The following is a 12,864-nucleotide window of genomic DNA, read 5'->3' as shown; positions in this document are numbered from 1 at the left end:
CTAGATCTCCTTCACGTGCTCGAACGGCTCGAGGCAGCCGGTGCAGCGGTACAGCGCCTTGCAGGAGGTGGAGCCGAACTCCGAGGTCAGCTCGACCGACGCCGATCCGCACCGCGGGCAGCGCAGCCTCCGGCGGGTCGGTGTCAGGGTGAGCGCGACGGGCCCGGAGGGCGCCGGGGCCGGGCCGGGCGGCGAGATCCCCGCGGCGGCGAGGGCGGCCCGGCCCCGCTCGCTGATCCAGTCGCTGGACCAGGGCGGGGACAGCTCGATCTCGACGCGCACCTCGGCGTATCCGGCGTCGGTGAGCCGGTGGACGAGGTCGTCGCGCATCGTGGCGAGCGCGGGGCAGCCCGAGTAGGTCGGGGTGATCGCCACGGTGACGGCGGAGCCGTGCTCCTCGACGCGGCGCAGCACGCCGAGGTCCTCCAGGGTCAGCATCGGCATCTCCGGGTCCCGGACGGACGCGGCGACGGCGCGGGCGGTTCCGGTCACGGCGGTCACCACCGTCCCAGGGGGTGGGCGCGGGCGACGACCTGCATCTCGGCCAGCATCCGGCTCAGCGCCTCGGTGTGGACGCCGTCGCGTCCGGCGCGCCCGCCGAGCATCCCCGTCTGCGGCACCTCGGGCCGCTCGACGCCGCTCGCGGTGAAGACCTGCGCGAGCACGGCGTCGGCGTCGCCGGCGGTGGCGGCGGGGTCCACGGCGACGCCCACCTCGGCCAGCGCCCGCTCGACCGGGTGGGTGCGGAACAGCTCGTCGTGGTGGCGCCAGACCTCGTCGAGCCCGGCGAGGACGCGGCGGCGCGACTCCTCGGTGCCCTGGGCGAGGGTGAGGAACCACCGGCCGGCGAAGTCGCGGTGGTAGGCCAGCTCCTTGGCGCCCTTGGCCGCGACGGCGGCGAGGACGGCGTCGCGGCTGCCGGTGAGGCGCTCGAACAAGGCCAGCCGGGCGGTCGCGAACACCAGGACGCGGGCCATGGTGTGCCCGAAGTCGCCGTTCGGCAGCTCGGCGAGGCGCACGTTGCGGTAGGCGCCCGCGTCGCGGAAGAACGCCAGCGCGTCCTCGGCCGGGACCGGTGAGCCCTCCGGCAGCGCCGGGACGACCGACGGGTCGGCGGTGGCGGCGCGGGCGAGCAGCAGCCGCGCCTGGCCGAGCAGGTCCAGCGCGATGTTGGCGAGGGCGATGTCCTCTTCGAGGTCGGGCGCGTTGCCGCACCACTCGGAGAGCCGGTGCGACAGGACGAGGGCGTCGTCGCCGAGCATCAGGCAGTACGTCGCGAGCGCGTGCGGGTCGACGCCGTCGGGGACGGTCGTGTCGACGCCGGCCAGCGGGTCCTCGAAGTCGGTCCCGAAGGCCCACTGGGAGCTGTCGCCGTCCAGGAGCCCGTCGTAGACCGAGCCGTGCTGACTTTCCATGGCGGCCTTCACATGTGCGGGACGTTCTCGGGGATCTCGTAGAACGTCGGGTGCCGGTAGACCTTGTCGCCGCTGGGGGCGAACAGCGGGTCCTTCTCGTCCGGGCTGGAGGCGGTGATGGCGTCCGACCGCACCACCCAGATGCTGACGCCCTCGTTGCGGCGCGTGTACACGTCGCGCGCGTGCCGGACGGCCATCTCGTCGTCGGGGGCGTGCAGCGACCCGACGTGCACGTGGTTGAGGCCGCGCTTGCCGCGCACGAACACCTCGTAGAGCGGCCACTCGCTCATGTCCCGGCTCCTTCCTCGCTCCGGGCCGCCTGCTTGCGCGCGAAGGCGGTCGCGGCCTCGCGGACCCAGGCGCCGTCCTCGTGGGCCCGGCGGCGGTGCGCCAGCCGCTGGGCGTTGCAGGGCCCCTCGCCCTTGATCACGGCAGAGAGCTCCGACCAGTCGGGCTCGCCGAAGTCGTGGGCCTGGCGCTCCTCGTTCCACCGCAGGTCGGGGTCGGGGAGCGTGACACCCAGGGCCTCGGCCTGCGGGACGGTCATGTCGACGAAGCGCTGGCGCAGCTCGTCGTTGCTGTTGCGCTTGATGCCCCACGCCATGGACCGCTCGGAGTTCGGCGAGTTCGCGTCGGGCGGGCCGAACATCATCAGCGAGGGCCACCAGAACCGGTCCACCGACTCCTGCACCATCCGCCGCTGCTCGTCGGTGCCGCGCATCATCGTCATCAGCAGCTCGTAGCCCTGCCGCTGGTGGAAGGACTCCTCCTTGCAGATGCGGATCATCGCGCGGCCGTAGGGGCCGTAGGACGTCCGGCACAGCGGCACCTGGTTGCAGATCGCCGCGCCGTCCACCAGCCATCCGATCGTGCCGACGTCGGCGTAGGAGAGCGTGGGGTAGTTGAAGATCGAGGAGTACTTCTGCCGGCCGGTGAGCAGCATCTCGGTCAGCTCTGCGCGGGAGACGCCGAGGGTCTCGCACGCCGAGTACAGGTACAGGCCGTGCCCGGCCTCGTCCTGGACCTTGGCCAGCAGGATCGACTTGCGGCGCAGGGAGGGGGCGCGGGTGATCCAGTTGCCCTCCGGCTGCATCCCGATGATCTCCGAGTGCGCGTGCTGGGCGATCTGCCGGACCAGCGTCCGCCGGTAGGCGTCGGGCATCCAGTCGCGCGGCTCGATCCGGTCGTTGCGCGCGATCGTCGCCTCGAACTGCTCGGCGGGCGCCGGCTGGGGCGCGGCCTGCGGCGTCGTCATGGGCTCCTCCCGCTGGGGACCCGGCTGGACTCGGCCTATTAACTGACCGATCGGTCTGTATTCAGACTGACACAGGCCGCGCGAGCGTGCAAGAAGGGCGGCGCACCCACCCCGCGGCGCGACCGGGAGCTCAGTCGTCCCAGGCCTCCCACTGCGCTCCCCTGCCCCGCGCCTCGTCGAAGACCAGCCAGGTGCGGGTCGCCCGGACGCCGGGGATGTCCTGGATCTGCTCCAGCACCACGTGCCGGAGCGCCTCGTTGTCCGGGGCCCTGACCAGGGCCAGGACGTCGTAGTCGCCGCCCACCATCGCGAAGTGCTCGACGTAGGGGGTGTCCTGGAGCCGGGCGGAGACCGAGCGCCAGGAGTTCTGCTCGATCGTGACCGAGACGTAGGCGCTGGTGCCGAGGCCGGCCTTGTGCGGGGCGAGCTCGGCAGTGAAGCCGGTGATGACGCCCTCGTCCAGCAGCCGGGTGAGCCGCGCGTAGGCGTTGGCGCGCGAGACGTGCACGCGCTCGGCCAGCGCCCGCACCGACAGCCGGCCGTCGCGCAGCAGCTCGGCGATGATCGCGCGGTCCACGGCGTCCAGCCGCGCGGCAGAACGTCCGGGCCGGACGCCCTCCGCGCTCACGTCGGATGACAATTGGTGCCCCCATAGCCACTGAACGAGCCATTTGTCGCTCATTGTGCCCCATGTCTTGAGCAGATCGTCGACCGAGCGGACGATCGAACCGACAACCGTCCACAGGAAGGGAGCGGCGCCATGTCCGTGCGGACACCTCATCAGGAGGTCGAGGGCCTCCTCCCCTCCGCCGTCCCGGTGCGCTTCGTCGCCGAGGACGGGACGGACGCCGGGACGCCGGCCGGATACCGCGCCCCGGAGGACGGGACGCTGGTCGAGGCCTACCGCCGGATGGTGCTCGGCCGCCGGTTCGACCGGCAGGCGACCGCGCTGACCAAGCAGGGCCGGCTGGCCGTCTACCCGTCCAGCCGCGGGCAGGAGGCCTGCCAGATCGCCGGGGTGCTCGCGCTGCGCGAGGACGACTGGCTGTTCCCCACCTACCGCGACTCGGTGGCGCTGGTCGCCCGCGGCATGGACCCCGTCGAGGTGCTCACGCTGCTGCGCGGCGGCTGGCACTGCGGCTACGACCCGGCGGCCGCCCGCGTCGCGCCCCAGTGCACGCCGCTGGCCACCCAGACGATCCACGCCGTGGGCATGGCCGACGCCCTGCGCCGCAAGGGCGAGGACGGCGTGGTGATGGCGTTCGTCGGCGACGGCGGGACCAGCGAGGGCGACTTCCACGAGGCGCTCAACTACGCCGGTGTCCTGCGCGCGCCCGTGGTCTTCTTCGTCCAGAACAACAAGTACGCGATCTCGGTGCCGCTGGCCAAGCAGACCGCCGCGCCCGCCCTGGCCTACAAGGGGGTCGGCTACGGCGTCCGGTCCGAGCAGGTCGACGGCAACGACCTCGTCGCGGTGCTGTCGGTCCTGACCGCCGCCGTCGAGCACGCCCGCTCCGGAGGCGGCCCGTTCCTGGTCGAGGCGCACACCTACCGCATGGACTCCCACACCAACGCCGACGACGCCTCCCGGTACCGCGAGGACGAGGAGGTCGCGCGGTGGGAGGCGGCCGACCCCCTCGCGCGGCTGGAGACCCACCTGCGCGGGCGGGGCCTGCTCTCGGAGGAGGACGTCGCGTCGGCCCGGGAGGCCGCCGAGGAGTACGCGGCGCGCCTGCGCGACCGGATGGCCGCCGACCCGGAGGCCGACCCGTTCGAGCTGTTCGACCACGTCTTCGCCGAACCCACGCCCCAGCTGCGCGAGCAGCGCGCCCTGCTGGCGTCCGAGATGCTCCCCGGGGAGGACTGACATGCCCGCGACGACGATGGCGCAGGCGCTGAACGCCGCGCTGCGGGACGCGCTGGCCGAGGACGAGCGGGTGCTGGTCTTCGGCGAGGACGTGGGGCCGCTCGGCGGGGTCTTCCGCATCACCGACGGGCTGACCCGGGACTTCGGCGAGGACCGCTGCTTCGACACCCCGCTGGCCGAGTCGGGGATCGTCGGCCTGGCCGTGGGCATGGCGATGGGCGGCTTCCGGCCCGTGGTGGAGATGCAGTTCGACGCCTTCGCCTACCCGGCCTTCGAGCAGATCGCCTCGCACGTGGCCAAGTTCCGCAACCGCACCCGCGGCCGCCTGTCGCTGCCGATGGTGATCCGCATCCCCTACGCGGGGGGCATCGGCGGCGTCGAGCACCACTGCGACTCCAGCGAGGCCTACTACGCCCACACGCCGGGCCTCAAGGTCGTCACGCCCGCCACCGCCGACGACGCGTACTGGCTGCTGCGCGACGCCGTCGCCGACCCGGACCCGGTCGTCTTCATGGAGCCGAAGCGGCTCTACTGGGCCAAGGGCGACGTCGCCCGCGAGAACCGGCGCGCCCCCGGGTTCGGCCGGGCCGTGGTGCGCCGCGAGGGGCGGGACGCGACGCTGGTCGCCTACGGGCCGAGCGTCCCGGTGGCGCTGGAGGCCGCCGAGGCCGCCGCGCGGGAGGGACGCGACCTGGAGGTGGTGGACCTGCGCACCATCGTCCCGTTCGACGACGGGACCGTCGCCGCCTCGGTCCGCAAGACGGGCCGGTGCGTGGTCGTCCAGGAGGCCCAGGGCTTCGCGGGCGTGGGCGCGGAGATCGCGGCCCGCGTGCAGGAGCGCTGCTTCCACTCGCTGGCCGCGCCGGTGCTGCGGGTCTCCGGGTTCGACATCCCCTACCCGCCGCCGAAGCTGGAGCACTCGCACCTGCCGGACGCCGACCGCGTCCTGGACGCCGTCGACCGGCTCCAGTTCGACGACGTCCCCGACGTCCTGCACCTGGACAGGGAGGCCTCGTGACCGCCGCCACCCGGCAGGTGTTCCGCCTGCCCGACCTCGGCGAGGGCCTCACCGAGGCCGAGATCGTCGAATGGAAGGTCGCCGCGGGCGACACCGTCGAGGTCGACCAGGTCGTGGTGGAGGTCGAGACCGCCAAGGCGGCGGTGGAGGTCCCCGTCCCCTTCGCGGGGACCGTGCTGAGGCTGGCCGCGGAGGCGGGCGCGATCCTCGCGGTCGGCGAGCCGCTGATCGAGGTCGGTCCCGCCGGCGGCGCCGGGACGGAACCCGCCGCGGACGTGCGTGCCGTCCCGGACGCGCACCCGGACGCCGCCCGCTACCGCGAGGAGGAGCAGGCCGGGTCCGGCAACGTGCTGATCGGCTACGGCACCGGGCACGGGCCGGGGCGGCGCGGACGCCGCCGCGCGGGCGGCCCGAAGGCCCCGGCGGCGGCCCCCGCTCCGGTGACCCCCGCTCCCGTGGCCCCCGCTCCGGCGCCCCGCCGCGCGGACGCCCCCCGCGTGATCTCTCCGCTCGTCCGCAGGATCGCGCGCGAGCACGGCCTCGACCTCGGCGCCGTCGCCCCAACCGGGCCGCGCGGCGTGATCCTGCGCCGCGACGTCGAGGAGGCCATCGCCGCCGCCGGCACTCCCGCCGAGACGGCCGCCGAGGCTCCGGCGCCCGCCGCCCGTCCCATGCCCGAGCGGATTCCGCTGCGCGGGCTCCGCCGCGCCGTGGCCGACAAGCTCACCCGCAGCCGCACCGAGATCCCCGACGCGACGACCTGGGTGGACGCCGACGCCACCGCCCTGGTCGAGGCCAAGGACGCGCTGCGCCGGTCCCGCCCCGAGCTCGGCATCGGGCTGCTGGCCCTGCTGGCCCGCATCTGCGTGGCCGCTCTGCGGGAGTTCCCCGAGCTGAACTCCTCGGTCGACGCCGACCGGCAGGAGATCGTCCGGTACGGGCACGTCAACCTCGGCTTCGCCGCGCAGACCGACCGCGGCCTCGTGGTGCCGGTCGTACGGGACGCGCACCTGATGACGACCGCGCAGCTCGCCGCGGAGCTGGCCAGGCTCACCGGCCTGGCCCGCTCGGGCGGGCTGCCGCCCGAGTCCCTGACGGGCGGCACGTTCACCCTCAACAACTACGGCGTGTTCGGCGTGGACGGCTCCACCCCGATCATCAACCACCCCGAGGCGGCGCTGCTCGGCGTAGGCCGGATCATCGACCGCCCCTGGGTGGTGGACGGCGCGGTCGTGCCGCGCAAGATGACCCAGCTCTCGCTGACGTTCGACCACCGCGTCTGCGACGGCGGCGCGGCGGGCGGGTTCCTGCGGTTCGCGGCCGACTGCGTGGAGAACCCCGCCGTCCTGCTCACGAACCTGTGACGTCCGGCGGCGGGCGCCGGTAGGCGAAGCCGCCCCCGGCACCGTGGCCGGCGGCGGCGGTCAGGTCACGCACCAGGTGGTGGTCGGGCGAGAGCGAGCAGGCGGGGTCGGTGCGGGCGGCGTCCCCGGTGAGGGCGTGCGCCTGGCAGCGGCAGCCGCCGAAGTCGGTGTCGCGGCGGGGGCACTCCCGGCACGGGCCGGTCATCCAGCCGGTCCCCCGGTAGGCGTTGAAGGCGGGCGAGTCCGCCCAGATCCATGCCAGCGGGTGGTCGCGGACGTTCGGCGCCTCCAGGTCCGGCAGCGCGTACGCGGCCGGGCACGGCAGCGCGGAGCCGTCCGGGCCGACCGTGAGGGAGCGCGCGCCCCATCCGCCCATGCAGGGCTTCGGGACGCCCTCGTAGTAGTCCGGCACCACCCAGACGATCTCGGGGCCGGGCCGTCCCCGGCGCTCGGCGACGACGGCCTTCGCCCGGTCCAGCTGGTCGCGCGAGGGCAGCAGCGCCGCGCGGTTGCGCAGCGCCCAGCCGTAGAACTGGGCGTTGGCCAGCTCGATCCGGTCGGCGCCCCAGGCCGCGGCGAGGTCGAGGATCTCCGGGAGGCGGTCGAGGTTGTGCCGGTGCAGGACGACGTTCAGCCCGAACGGGAGCCCGGAGGCGGCGACGACCCCGGCGGCGCGTTCCTTGGCCCGGAAGGACGTCCGCCCGGCGATGAGCTCGGACGGCTCCGGGCGCGCGTCCTGGACGGACAGCTGCACGCCGTCCAGCCCGGCACGGACCAGGCCGTCCAGCCGGCGCGCGGTCAGGCCGAGGCCGCTCGTGACGAGCTGGGTGTGGACGCCCGCGCGGTGCGCGGCCCGGGTGATCTCCGGGAGGTCGCGGCGCAGCAGCGGCTCGCCGCCGGACAGGTGCGCCTGGACGACCCCGAGAGCCGCCGCCTCGGTGAGGACGCGGGCCCAGTCGCCGGTGCCGAGCTCGGCGTCCCGCCGGACGAGGCCGAGGGGGTTGGAGCAGTAGGGGCAGTGCAGCGGGCAGGCGTGGGTGAGCTCGGCGAGCAGGGCCCACGGGGCGGGCGCACCGGTCATCGCAGCCACCCTTCCGCCCGCACGCGGTCGAGGAACTCGGGGACGTCGTCGTCGAGCGGCGCGTCCGGGAAGCTCTCGCCGAGCGCGGCAACGATGTCGCCGACCGTCCTCGCGCCGTCGCAGAGCCGCAGGACGCGGCCGCCGGTCGCGCTGAGCAGCACCGCCCGCTCGGGCATGAGCAGCAGGTCGGCGCCGCGGACCGCGTCGTGCCTGAGGACGACGGAGCGCGCGAGGGCCGGCCGCCACTCCCCCTCCGCCCGGTCAGCCGGCATCGGGGGGCTCCGCGGCGGCGGACGCGTGCTCGACGGCGTCCAGCAACGACCAGAGGACGTCGCACTTGAAGGCGAGCGCGGCCAGCGCCGTCTCCTCGTCCTCGGGGGTGCGCGCCCATTCCCGGACGAGGGCGAGCGCCTCGGCGGAGTCGCGCCGCCCCTGCGGCACCCGCACGCGGAAGTAGCGCAGCCCCTCGGGCTCGACCCACGGGTAGTGGCGCTCGAAGGCGCCGATCCTCGTCGCCATCAGCTCGGGCGCGAACAGCTCGGTCAGCGAGGACGCGACGGCCTCCAGGCGCGAGCCGTCGCGGCAGAAGCCCACGTAGGCGTCGACCGCGAACCGGACGCCCGGCAGGACGCCCTCGCCTGACAGGAGCACCCGCCGGTCCAGCCCGACGGCCTCCCCGAGGCGCAGCCACCGCTCGGCGCCGCCGTCCTCGCCGGGGCGGCCGTCATGGTCGTGGATGCGGCGGATCCAGCTCCGCCGCAGGTCGCCGGTGCCGAGCTTGGCGAGGACGTACGCGTCCTTCACCGGGATGCTGCGCTGGTAGTGGAACCGGTTGAGCACCCAGCGGCGCAGCTCGTCCGGGGAGAGCAGGCCCTCGTGCATGCGGACGTTGAACGGATGCCGGTGGTGGTAGCGCTCGGCGGCGAGCGCGCGGAGCCGGTCTTCGAGGTTCACAGTTCGATCACCGCGCCCTCCGCGGCGACCTCGATACCGAGGGCGGCCAGCGCGCGGTGCCCGTCCGCGTTCGGGTCGACCAGCGGGTTGGTGTTGTTCAGGTGGGTGTAGAGGCGGCGCGCGGCGGGCAGCTCGGCGAACGGGCCGTGCGTGGCGGTGATGGGCAGGTGCCCCATCTCCGTCGCGGTCCGGTCGCCGACGCCGGAGCGCCGGGGCTCCTCGTCGTCCCAGAAGGTGCCGTCGAGGAGCACGCAGCCGGCCCCGCTCAGCGCGGCGTCGAGCGCGGGGGGCCAGGCGGCCAGGCAGGGCGCGTAGACGACGGTCCCGCCGTCCCGTCCGTCGGTGACGCGCAGTGCCGCCGACCACGCGTCGCCGGGGGCGTCGAGGCCGGCGGCGTAGCGGGGCCGCTTCCCCGAGACGCGGACGGCCCGCACCTCCAGCGCGCCGAAGACGGCGGGCTCCTCCTCCCCGAGCTCCGCCCACGTCAGGTTCGCGTAGGGGGCGAGGACGGCGTCGAGCCGGAGGCCGCCGGAGAGGGCGTGCCGGACCGCGCCCGTGGCGAGGACGTGCAGGTCCGGCGCCTCCCGCAGCAGGGGGAGCCCGAGGACGTGGTCGAGCTCGGCGTCGGTGAGGGCCACGCCCGCCACCGGGCTGCGCCGCGACCCCGGCTCCGGGCGCAGCTCGGCGACGGCCCCGATCTGCTCGGCGACGTCGGGCGTCGCGTTGACCAGAAGCCACCGCCCGCCGCCCGCCTCGACCGCGACGCAGGCGTGTCGGCGGCGCAGCGCGGGACGGGCGCGCGCGGCGGCGCACCCGGTGCATCCGCAGTTCCACTGGGGAACGCCGCCGCCCGCCGCGGTGCCGAGAATCCGCAACCGCATATGAGCCGTTCTCAGCTTTCGGCGGTGAAATACGCCGTGACCTCCAGCGAGGTCTCGATGATCTCGTAGTCGGGCCTGACCCAGCGGGTCTCCCGGTCCTGGGAGCCGGTCATGGCCTCTCCTTTCGCTCGGTGACGAACCGTCCGAGGCGATCACCCGAGGGCCATTGAAGCACAATTCTCCGACTTTCTACAGAAAGCCAGTTAGACCCGCATACCCCTCCATAACGCGGCAGATCTTCATGTTTTCCGGCGGACCATGAATGCCATTCACCTATTCCCGCAATGGCCGGTTCAGCGGTCAAAGTCCCCGGACGGCGGCGACGGTGAAGGGGATCTCCGGGGTGCCCTCGCCGAGCGGGCCGCCCTTGTCGAACTGCGAGCGGACGACGTAGAGGGTCCCGTGGCGGCGGACGAGCGTCGTCGGCACCTGGAGGGACGGGTCCGCGAGCGTGCGCTCGAGGCGGGCCCGCGTCCCGTCGGGCGCCACGCGCCAGCGGGTGAGGACGTTGTCGACGTTGTTCGCCGTCCAGAGGCGCCCCTCCTGGAGTTCGAGACCGTCGGCGTTGTGCATGTCGCCGCCGCTGAGCGCGACCTTGCGGATGGCGCCGGTCGCGAGGTCGAGCCGGTAGAGGTCGCCGCCGAGCATGTCGTCGGTCAGCAGGAACCGCCCGGTGGGGTCGGCCACGATCCCGTTCAGGGTGAAGTCGGCCGGCTCGTGCGGTTCGAGGACGTCGCTCAGGTCGAAGCGCGGCGAAAGCGTCCCCGTCCCGCCGCGGGCGGCGTCCAGATCCCGCGGCGTGACCTCGTAGACGACGGCGCGGGAACTGTCCGTCAGGTAGACGGCGCCGTCGGGGGCGACGGCAAGGTCGTTGACGAACCGGGCGCCGTCGCCGGGAACGACGAAGCGCGCCAGGAGGGCGCGGCTCCGGGCGTCGTAGACCGCGACGCCGGACGAGGAGTCGGTCACCCACAGCCGTCCGGCCCGGTCGGTCTTCAGGCCGTTGGCGGTGCGGCGGCCGTCGGCGCCCGCGGGCAGGAACACCTCGGCCGTCCGGTGGCCCGGACGCATGCGGTAGACCGTGCCGTCCTTCCAGGACCCGGCGTACATCGTCCCGGTGCGCGGGTCCGCGGCGATGCCCTCCGGGTACACGCGGTCGCCCGGCAGGACGTAGGCCGCGGAGATCCGCGACGCGGCCGCGGACGCGGGCGCCGCGGAGACGGCGAGGGAGGCGGCGGCGAGGCCCGCCACGGCCGCCGCGGTGGAGCGCTGGATGCGCGACATGACTCTCCATTCGAAATGCATCATTAGTACGCGCACATACGATAGTTAGAACTCTAATGCTCGTCAACGGTCTTCTCTTCAGGGGCTCGGTACCATGCGGGAATGACCTCGTTGCCCGTCTCGGAGCGGCTCGGCTCGCACCTCAAGCGCGCCGAGCAGGCGCTCAACGGCGCCAAGCAGGCGGCGCTGAAGCCGAGCGGGCTCACGAGCCCGCAGTACGCCGCCCTGCTGCACCTCGCCGACAACCCGGGCATGTCGGCCGCCGCGCTGGCCCGCAAGTGCGCCGTCACCCCGCCGACGATGAACACCGTCCTGAAGAACCTCCAGGAGCGGGGGCTGATCGAGCGCACCCCGCACGAGTGGCACCGCAACATCCTGGAGACGCGGCTCACCGCCGAGGGCACCGCCGTCCTGGAGGACGCCGACGCCCGCGCCGTCAAGGTCGAGCGCGGGCTCGCCGCCGAGTTCACCGACGCCGAGCGGCAGGCGCTGATCGACCTGCTCGGCCGGTGCGTCGGCTTCCTGGAAGCCGCCCGGTCCGCGCCCGGCGGCTGAGACACTCCCTACGGAACGGGACGAACGCCGCGAGCACCGGAGGAGCCATGGGCGACGGGGTCCAGCACGACAGGTCGGGCCAGCTCAAGCAGATCGAGAGCGGGCTGCTGCCCGGCGAGCAGATCATCGCCGTCTACGACGCGATCGGCGCCGGCACCGGGTTCATCGGGCTCACCGACCGCCGGGTCATCGTCCAGGACCGCAGCTTCGCCGGCAAGAAGTACGCCATCACCAGCGTGCCCTACTCCCGCATCACCTCGGTGAGCGTGGTCAGCAACAAGTCGTGGGCCGGGTCCTACTTCTCCACCGGCTCGATCGCGATCAACGTCGGGACCCACACCTACGAGGTCGAGTTCCGCGGCGCCGACAAGAGCCACCACGTGCACAACGTGATCCTGCAGTACATCTCCGCCTGACCGGCGCCCGGAGCCTCCGGCGCGTCAGACGACGACCGCGGCGGTGGAGCCGGCGCGGTCCTTGGTGACGCGGAGCTGGGCCGGGATGCGGGCCCGCAGCTCGGCGACGTGGCTGACGATGCCGACCGCGCGGCCGCCGTCGCGCAGGCCGTCCAGGACGTCCATCACCTCGTCGAGGGTCTCCTCGTCGAGCGTGCCGAACCCCTCGTCGACGAACAGGGTGCCGATCTCGGTGCCGCCCGCCTCGGCCGTGACGACGTCGGCGAGGCCCAGGGCCAGCGCCAGCGAGCTGATGAACGACTCGCCCCCCGACAGGGTGACCGGGTCGCGCGTCAGGCCCGTCCAGGAGTCGGCGACGCGCAGGCCGAGCCCCCCGGCGCCCTTGGTGCGGTCGCCCGCCGCCTTCTCCGTGGTGTGGACGAGGGCGTAGCGCCCCCCGGACATGCGGTGCAGCCGCTCGTTCGCGGCGGCGACGACCTGTTCGAGGCGGGCGGCCAGCACGTACGCCGACAGCGACATGGCGTGCCGGTTCGCGGCGTGCTTGCCCGAGGCGAGCCCCGCCACGCGCTCGGCGACCTCGTGCCGCCCGGCGGCGGGGCGCCACGCGCCGACGGCGGCGGCGAGGTCCCTGCGCAGCTCGGCCAGCCGCTCGCAGCGGTGCCGCGCGCGGTCGGCGGCGTTCGCGGCCGCGGTGTGCGCCGCGTCCGCCGCGGCCACCGCCGCCGCCAGGGCGGGCAGGTCCTGCGCGGGTGGTGCTGGAGTTGCGCCGCCGGA

General features: G+C 74.2%; 17 protein-coding genes. 5 read left to right on the top strand and 12 right to left on the bottom strand.

Annotation, left to right across the window (positions count from 1 at the left end; genetic code table 11):
* The 5 genes from paaD to ABD944_RS29195 form a co-directional block, all read right to left on the bottom strand.
* Window positions 1–501 (bottom strand): 1,2-phenylacetyl-CoA epoxidase subunit PaaD, encoded by a 501-nt coding sequence (gene paaD, locus ABD944_RS29215; protein ID WP_378187825.1) that lies wholly within the window; start codon window positions 499–501, stop codon window positions 1–3.
* On the bottom strand, window positions 498–1,415 hold the full coding sequence (paaC, locus tag ABD944_RS29210; protein WP_345182227.1) for a 1,2-phenylacetyl-CoA epoxidase subunit PaaC: 918 nt from the start codon (window positions 1,413–1,415) through the stop codon (window positions 498–500). The genes paaD and paaC overlap by 4 nt, the downstream gene beginning before the upstream one ends.
* Window positions 1,416–1,423: 8 nt before the next feature.
* On the bottom strand, window positions 1,424–1,705 hold the full coding sequence (paaB, locus tag ABD944_RS29205; RefSeq protein ID WP_089315753.1) for a 1,2-phenylacetyl-CoA epoxidase subunit PaaB: 282 nt from the start codon (window positions 1,703–1,705) through the stop codon (window positions 1,424–1,426).
* Window positions 1,702–2,670, bottom strand: a complete 969-nt coding sequence (gene paaA / locus ABD944_RS29200) for a 1,2-phenylacetyl-CoA epoxidase subunit PaaA (protein WP_345182222.1) — start codon at window positions 2,668–2,670, stop codon at window positions 1,702–1,704. Before paaA ends, paaB begins: the two co-directional genes overlap by 4 nt.
* A 130-nt stretch (window positions 2,671–2,800) precedes the next feature.
* On the bottom strand, window positions 2,801–3,298 hold the full coding sequence (locus ABD944_RS29195; protein ID WP_345182219.1) for an Lrp/AsnC family transcriptional regulator: 498 nt from the start codon (window positions 3,296–3,298) through the stop codon (window positions 2,801–2,803).
* 132 nt (window positions 3,299–3,430) lie between these two features.
* On the opposite strand from ABD944_RS29195, the gene pdhA reads away from it, so the two are divergent.
* The 3 genes from pdhA to ABD944_RS29180 are packed head-to-tail and all read left to right on the top strand — an operon-like array spanning window position 3,431 to window position 6,919.
* Entirely contained in the window at window positions 3,431–4,537 is a 1,107-nt protein-coding gene (gene pdhA, locus ABD944_RS29190) for a pyruvate dehydrogenase (acetyl-transferring) E1 component subunit alpha (protein ID WP_345182217.1), read from the top strand.
* A gap of 1 nt (window position 4,538) precedes the next feature.
* Complete coding sequence (locus ABD944_RS29185; protein WP_345182214.1) at window positions 4,539–5,555, top strand: alpha-ketoacid dehydrogenase subunit beta; 1,017 nt, start codon at window positions 4,539–4,541, stop codon at window positions 5,553–5,555.
* Window positions 5,552–6,919 (top strand): dihydrolipoamide acetyltransferase family protein, encoded by a 1,368-nt coding sequence (locus ABD944_RS29180; protein ID WP_345182212.1) that lies wholly within the window; start codon window positions 5,552–5,554, stop codon window positions 6,917–6,919. The genes ABD944_RS29185 and ABD944_RS29180 overlap by 4 nt, the downstream gene beginning before the upstream one ends.
* Here ABD944_RS29180 and pqqE read toward each other — a convergent pair.
* The 6 genes from pqqE to ABD944_RS29150 all read right to left on the bottom strand — a co-directional run bounded on the left by pqqE (window position 6,906) and on the right by ABD944_RS29150 (window position 11,119).
* On the bottom strand, window positions 6,906–8,000 hold the full coding sequence (pqqE, locus tag ABD944_RS29175) for a pyrroloquinoline quinone biosynthesis protein PqqE (protein ID WP_345182210.1): 1,095 nt from the start codon (window positions 7,998–8,000) through the stop codon (window positions 6,906–6,908). The two genes, ABD944_RS29180 and pqqE, sit on opposite strands and share 14 nt — an antisense overlap.
* Complete coding sequence (gene pqqD, locus ABD944_RS29170) at window positions 7,997–8,272, bottom strand: pyrroloquinoline quinone biosynthesis peptide chaperone PqqD (protein WP_345182208.1); 276 nt, start codon at window positions 8,270–8,272, stop codon at window positions 7,997–7,999. Before pqqD ends, pqqE begins: the two co-directional genes overlap by 4 nt.
* The gene (gene pqqC, locus ABD944_RS29165; RefSeq protein WP_345182206.1) at window positions 8,262–8,954 is read right to left on the bottom strand and encodes a pyrroloquinoline-quinone synthase PqqC; all 693 of its coding nucleotides are present in this window, start codon (window positions 8,952–8,954) and stop codon (window positions 8,262–8,264) included. Before pqqC ends, pqqD begins: the two co-directional genes overlap by 11 nt.
* Entirely contained in the window at window positions 8,951–9,835 is an 885-nt protein-coding gene (gene pqqB, locus ABD944_RS29160; protein WP_345182204.1) for a pyrroloquinoline quinone biosynthesis protein PqqB, read from the bottom strand. Before pqqB ends, pqqC begins: the two co-directional genes overlap by 4 nt.
* An 11-nt stretch (window positions 9,836–9,846) precedes the next feature.
* Window positions 9,847–9,948: a pyrroloquinoline quinone precursor peptide PqqA gene (gene pqqA / locus ABD944_RS29155; protein WP_345182202.1), complete on the bottom strand. Its 102-nt coding sequence runs from the start codon at window positions 9,946–9,948 to the stop codon at window positions 9,847–9,849.
* 187 nt (window positions 9,949–10,135) lie between these two features.
* Window positions 10,136–11,119, bottom strand: a complete 984-nt coding sequence (locus tag ABD944_RS29150) for an SMP-30/gluconolactonase/LRE family protein (protein ID WP_345182199.1) — start codon at window positions 11,117–11,119, stop codon at window positions 10,136–10,138.
* Window positions 11,120–11,221: 102 nt separating this feature from the next.
* Between ABD944_RS29150 and ABD944_RS29145 the strand changes: the two genes are divergently transcribed.
* Both ABD944_RS29145 and ABD944_RS29140 read left to right on the top strand, forming a co-directional pair.
* Complete coding sequence (locus tag ABD944_RS29145) at window positions 11,222–11,674, top strand: MarR family winged helix-turn-helix transcriptional regulator (protein ID WP_345182197.1); 453 nt, start codon at window positions 11,222–11,224, stop codon at window positions 11,672–11,674.
* Window positions 11,675–11,721: 47 nt separating this feature from the next.
* Window positions 11,722–12,090 (top strand): PH domain-containing protein, encoded by a 369-nt coding sequence (locus ABD944_RS29140; RefSeq protein ID WP_345182195.1) that lies wholly within the window; start codon window positions 11,722–11,724, stop codon window positions 12,088–12,090.
* A 24-nt stretch (window positions 12,091–12,114) separates the two neighbouring features.
* On the opposite strand, the gene ABD944_RS29135 is transcribed toward ABD944_RS29140, so the two are convergent.
* On the bottom strand, window positions 12,115–12,864 hold a 750-nt coding region (locus ABD944_RS29135; protein ID WP_345182194.1), incomplete at its 5' end, for an ATP-binding protein.

Source organism: Actinomadura verrucosospora, assembly GCF_039540335.1.
GTDB lineage: Bacteria > Actinomycetota > Actinomycetes > Streptosporangiales > Streptosporangiaceae > Spirillospora > Spirillospora verrucosospora.
Note: the sequence above shows the minus strand (reverse complement) of the source record. Positions and strands in the feature narration are given on the sequence as shown.

Coding starts and splice junctions, on each gene's coding strand:
- ABD944_RS29145 (WP_345182197.1), top strand. CDS start 11,222: ATGACCTCGTTGCCCGTCTCGGAGCGGCTCGGCTCGCACCTCAAGCGC.
- pqqB (WP_345182204.1), bottom strand. CDS start 9,835: ATGCGGTTGCGGATTCTCGGCACCGCGGCGGGCGGCGGCGTTCCCCAG.
- pqqD (WP_345182208.1), bottom strand. CDS start 8,272: ATGCCGGCTGACCGGGCGGAGGGGGAGTGGCGGCCGGCCCTCGCGCGC.
- paaB (WP_089315753.1), bottom strand. CDS start 1,705: ATGAGCGAGTGGCCGCTCTACGAGGTGTTCGTGCGCGGCAAGCGCGGC.
- paaA (WP_345182222.1), bottom strand. CDS start 2,670: ATGACGACGCCGCAGGCCGCGCCCCAGCCGGCGCCCGCCGAGCAGTTC.
- pqqA (WP_345182202.1), bottom strand. CDS start 9,948: ATGACCGGCTCCCAGGACCGGGAGACCCGCTGGGTCAGGCCCGACTAC.
- paaC (WP_345182227.1), bottom strand. CDS start 1,415: ATGGAAAGTCAGCACGGCTCGGTCTACGACGGGCTCCTGGACGGCGAC.
- ABD944_RS29150 (WP_345182199.1), bottom strand. CDS start 11,119: ATGTCGCGCATCCAGCGCTCCACCGCGGCGGCCGTGGCGGGCCTCGCC.
- ABD944_RS29140 (WP_345182195.1), top strand. CDS start 11,722: ATGGGCGACGGGGTCCAGCACGACAGGTCGGGCCAGCTCAAGCAGATC.
- ABD944_RS29185 (WP_345182214.1), top strand. CDS start 4,539: ATGCCCGCGACGACGATGGCGCAGGCGCTGAACGCCGCGCTGCGGGAC.
- pdhA (WP_345182217.1), top strand. CDS start 3,431: ATGTCCGTGCGGACACCTCATCAGGAGGTCGAGGGCCTCCTCCCCTCC.
- pqqE (WP_345182210.1), bottom strand. CDS start 8,000: ATGACCGGTGCGCCCGCCCCGTGGGCCCTGCTCGCCGAGCTCACCCAC.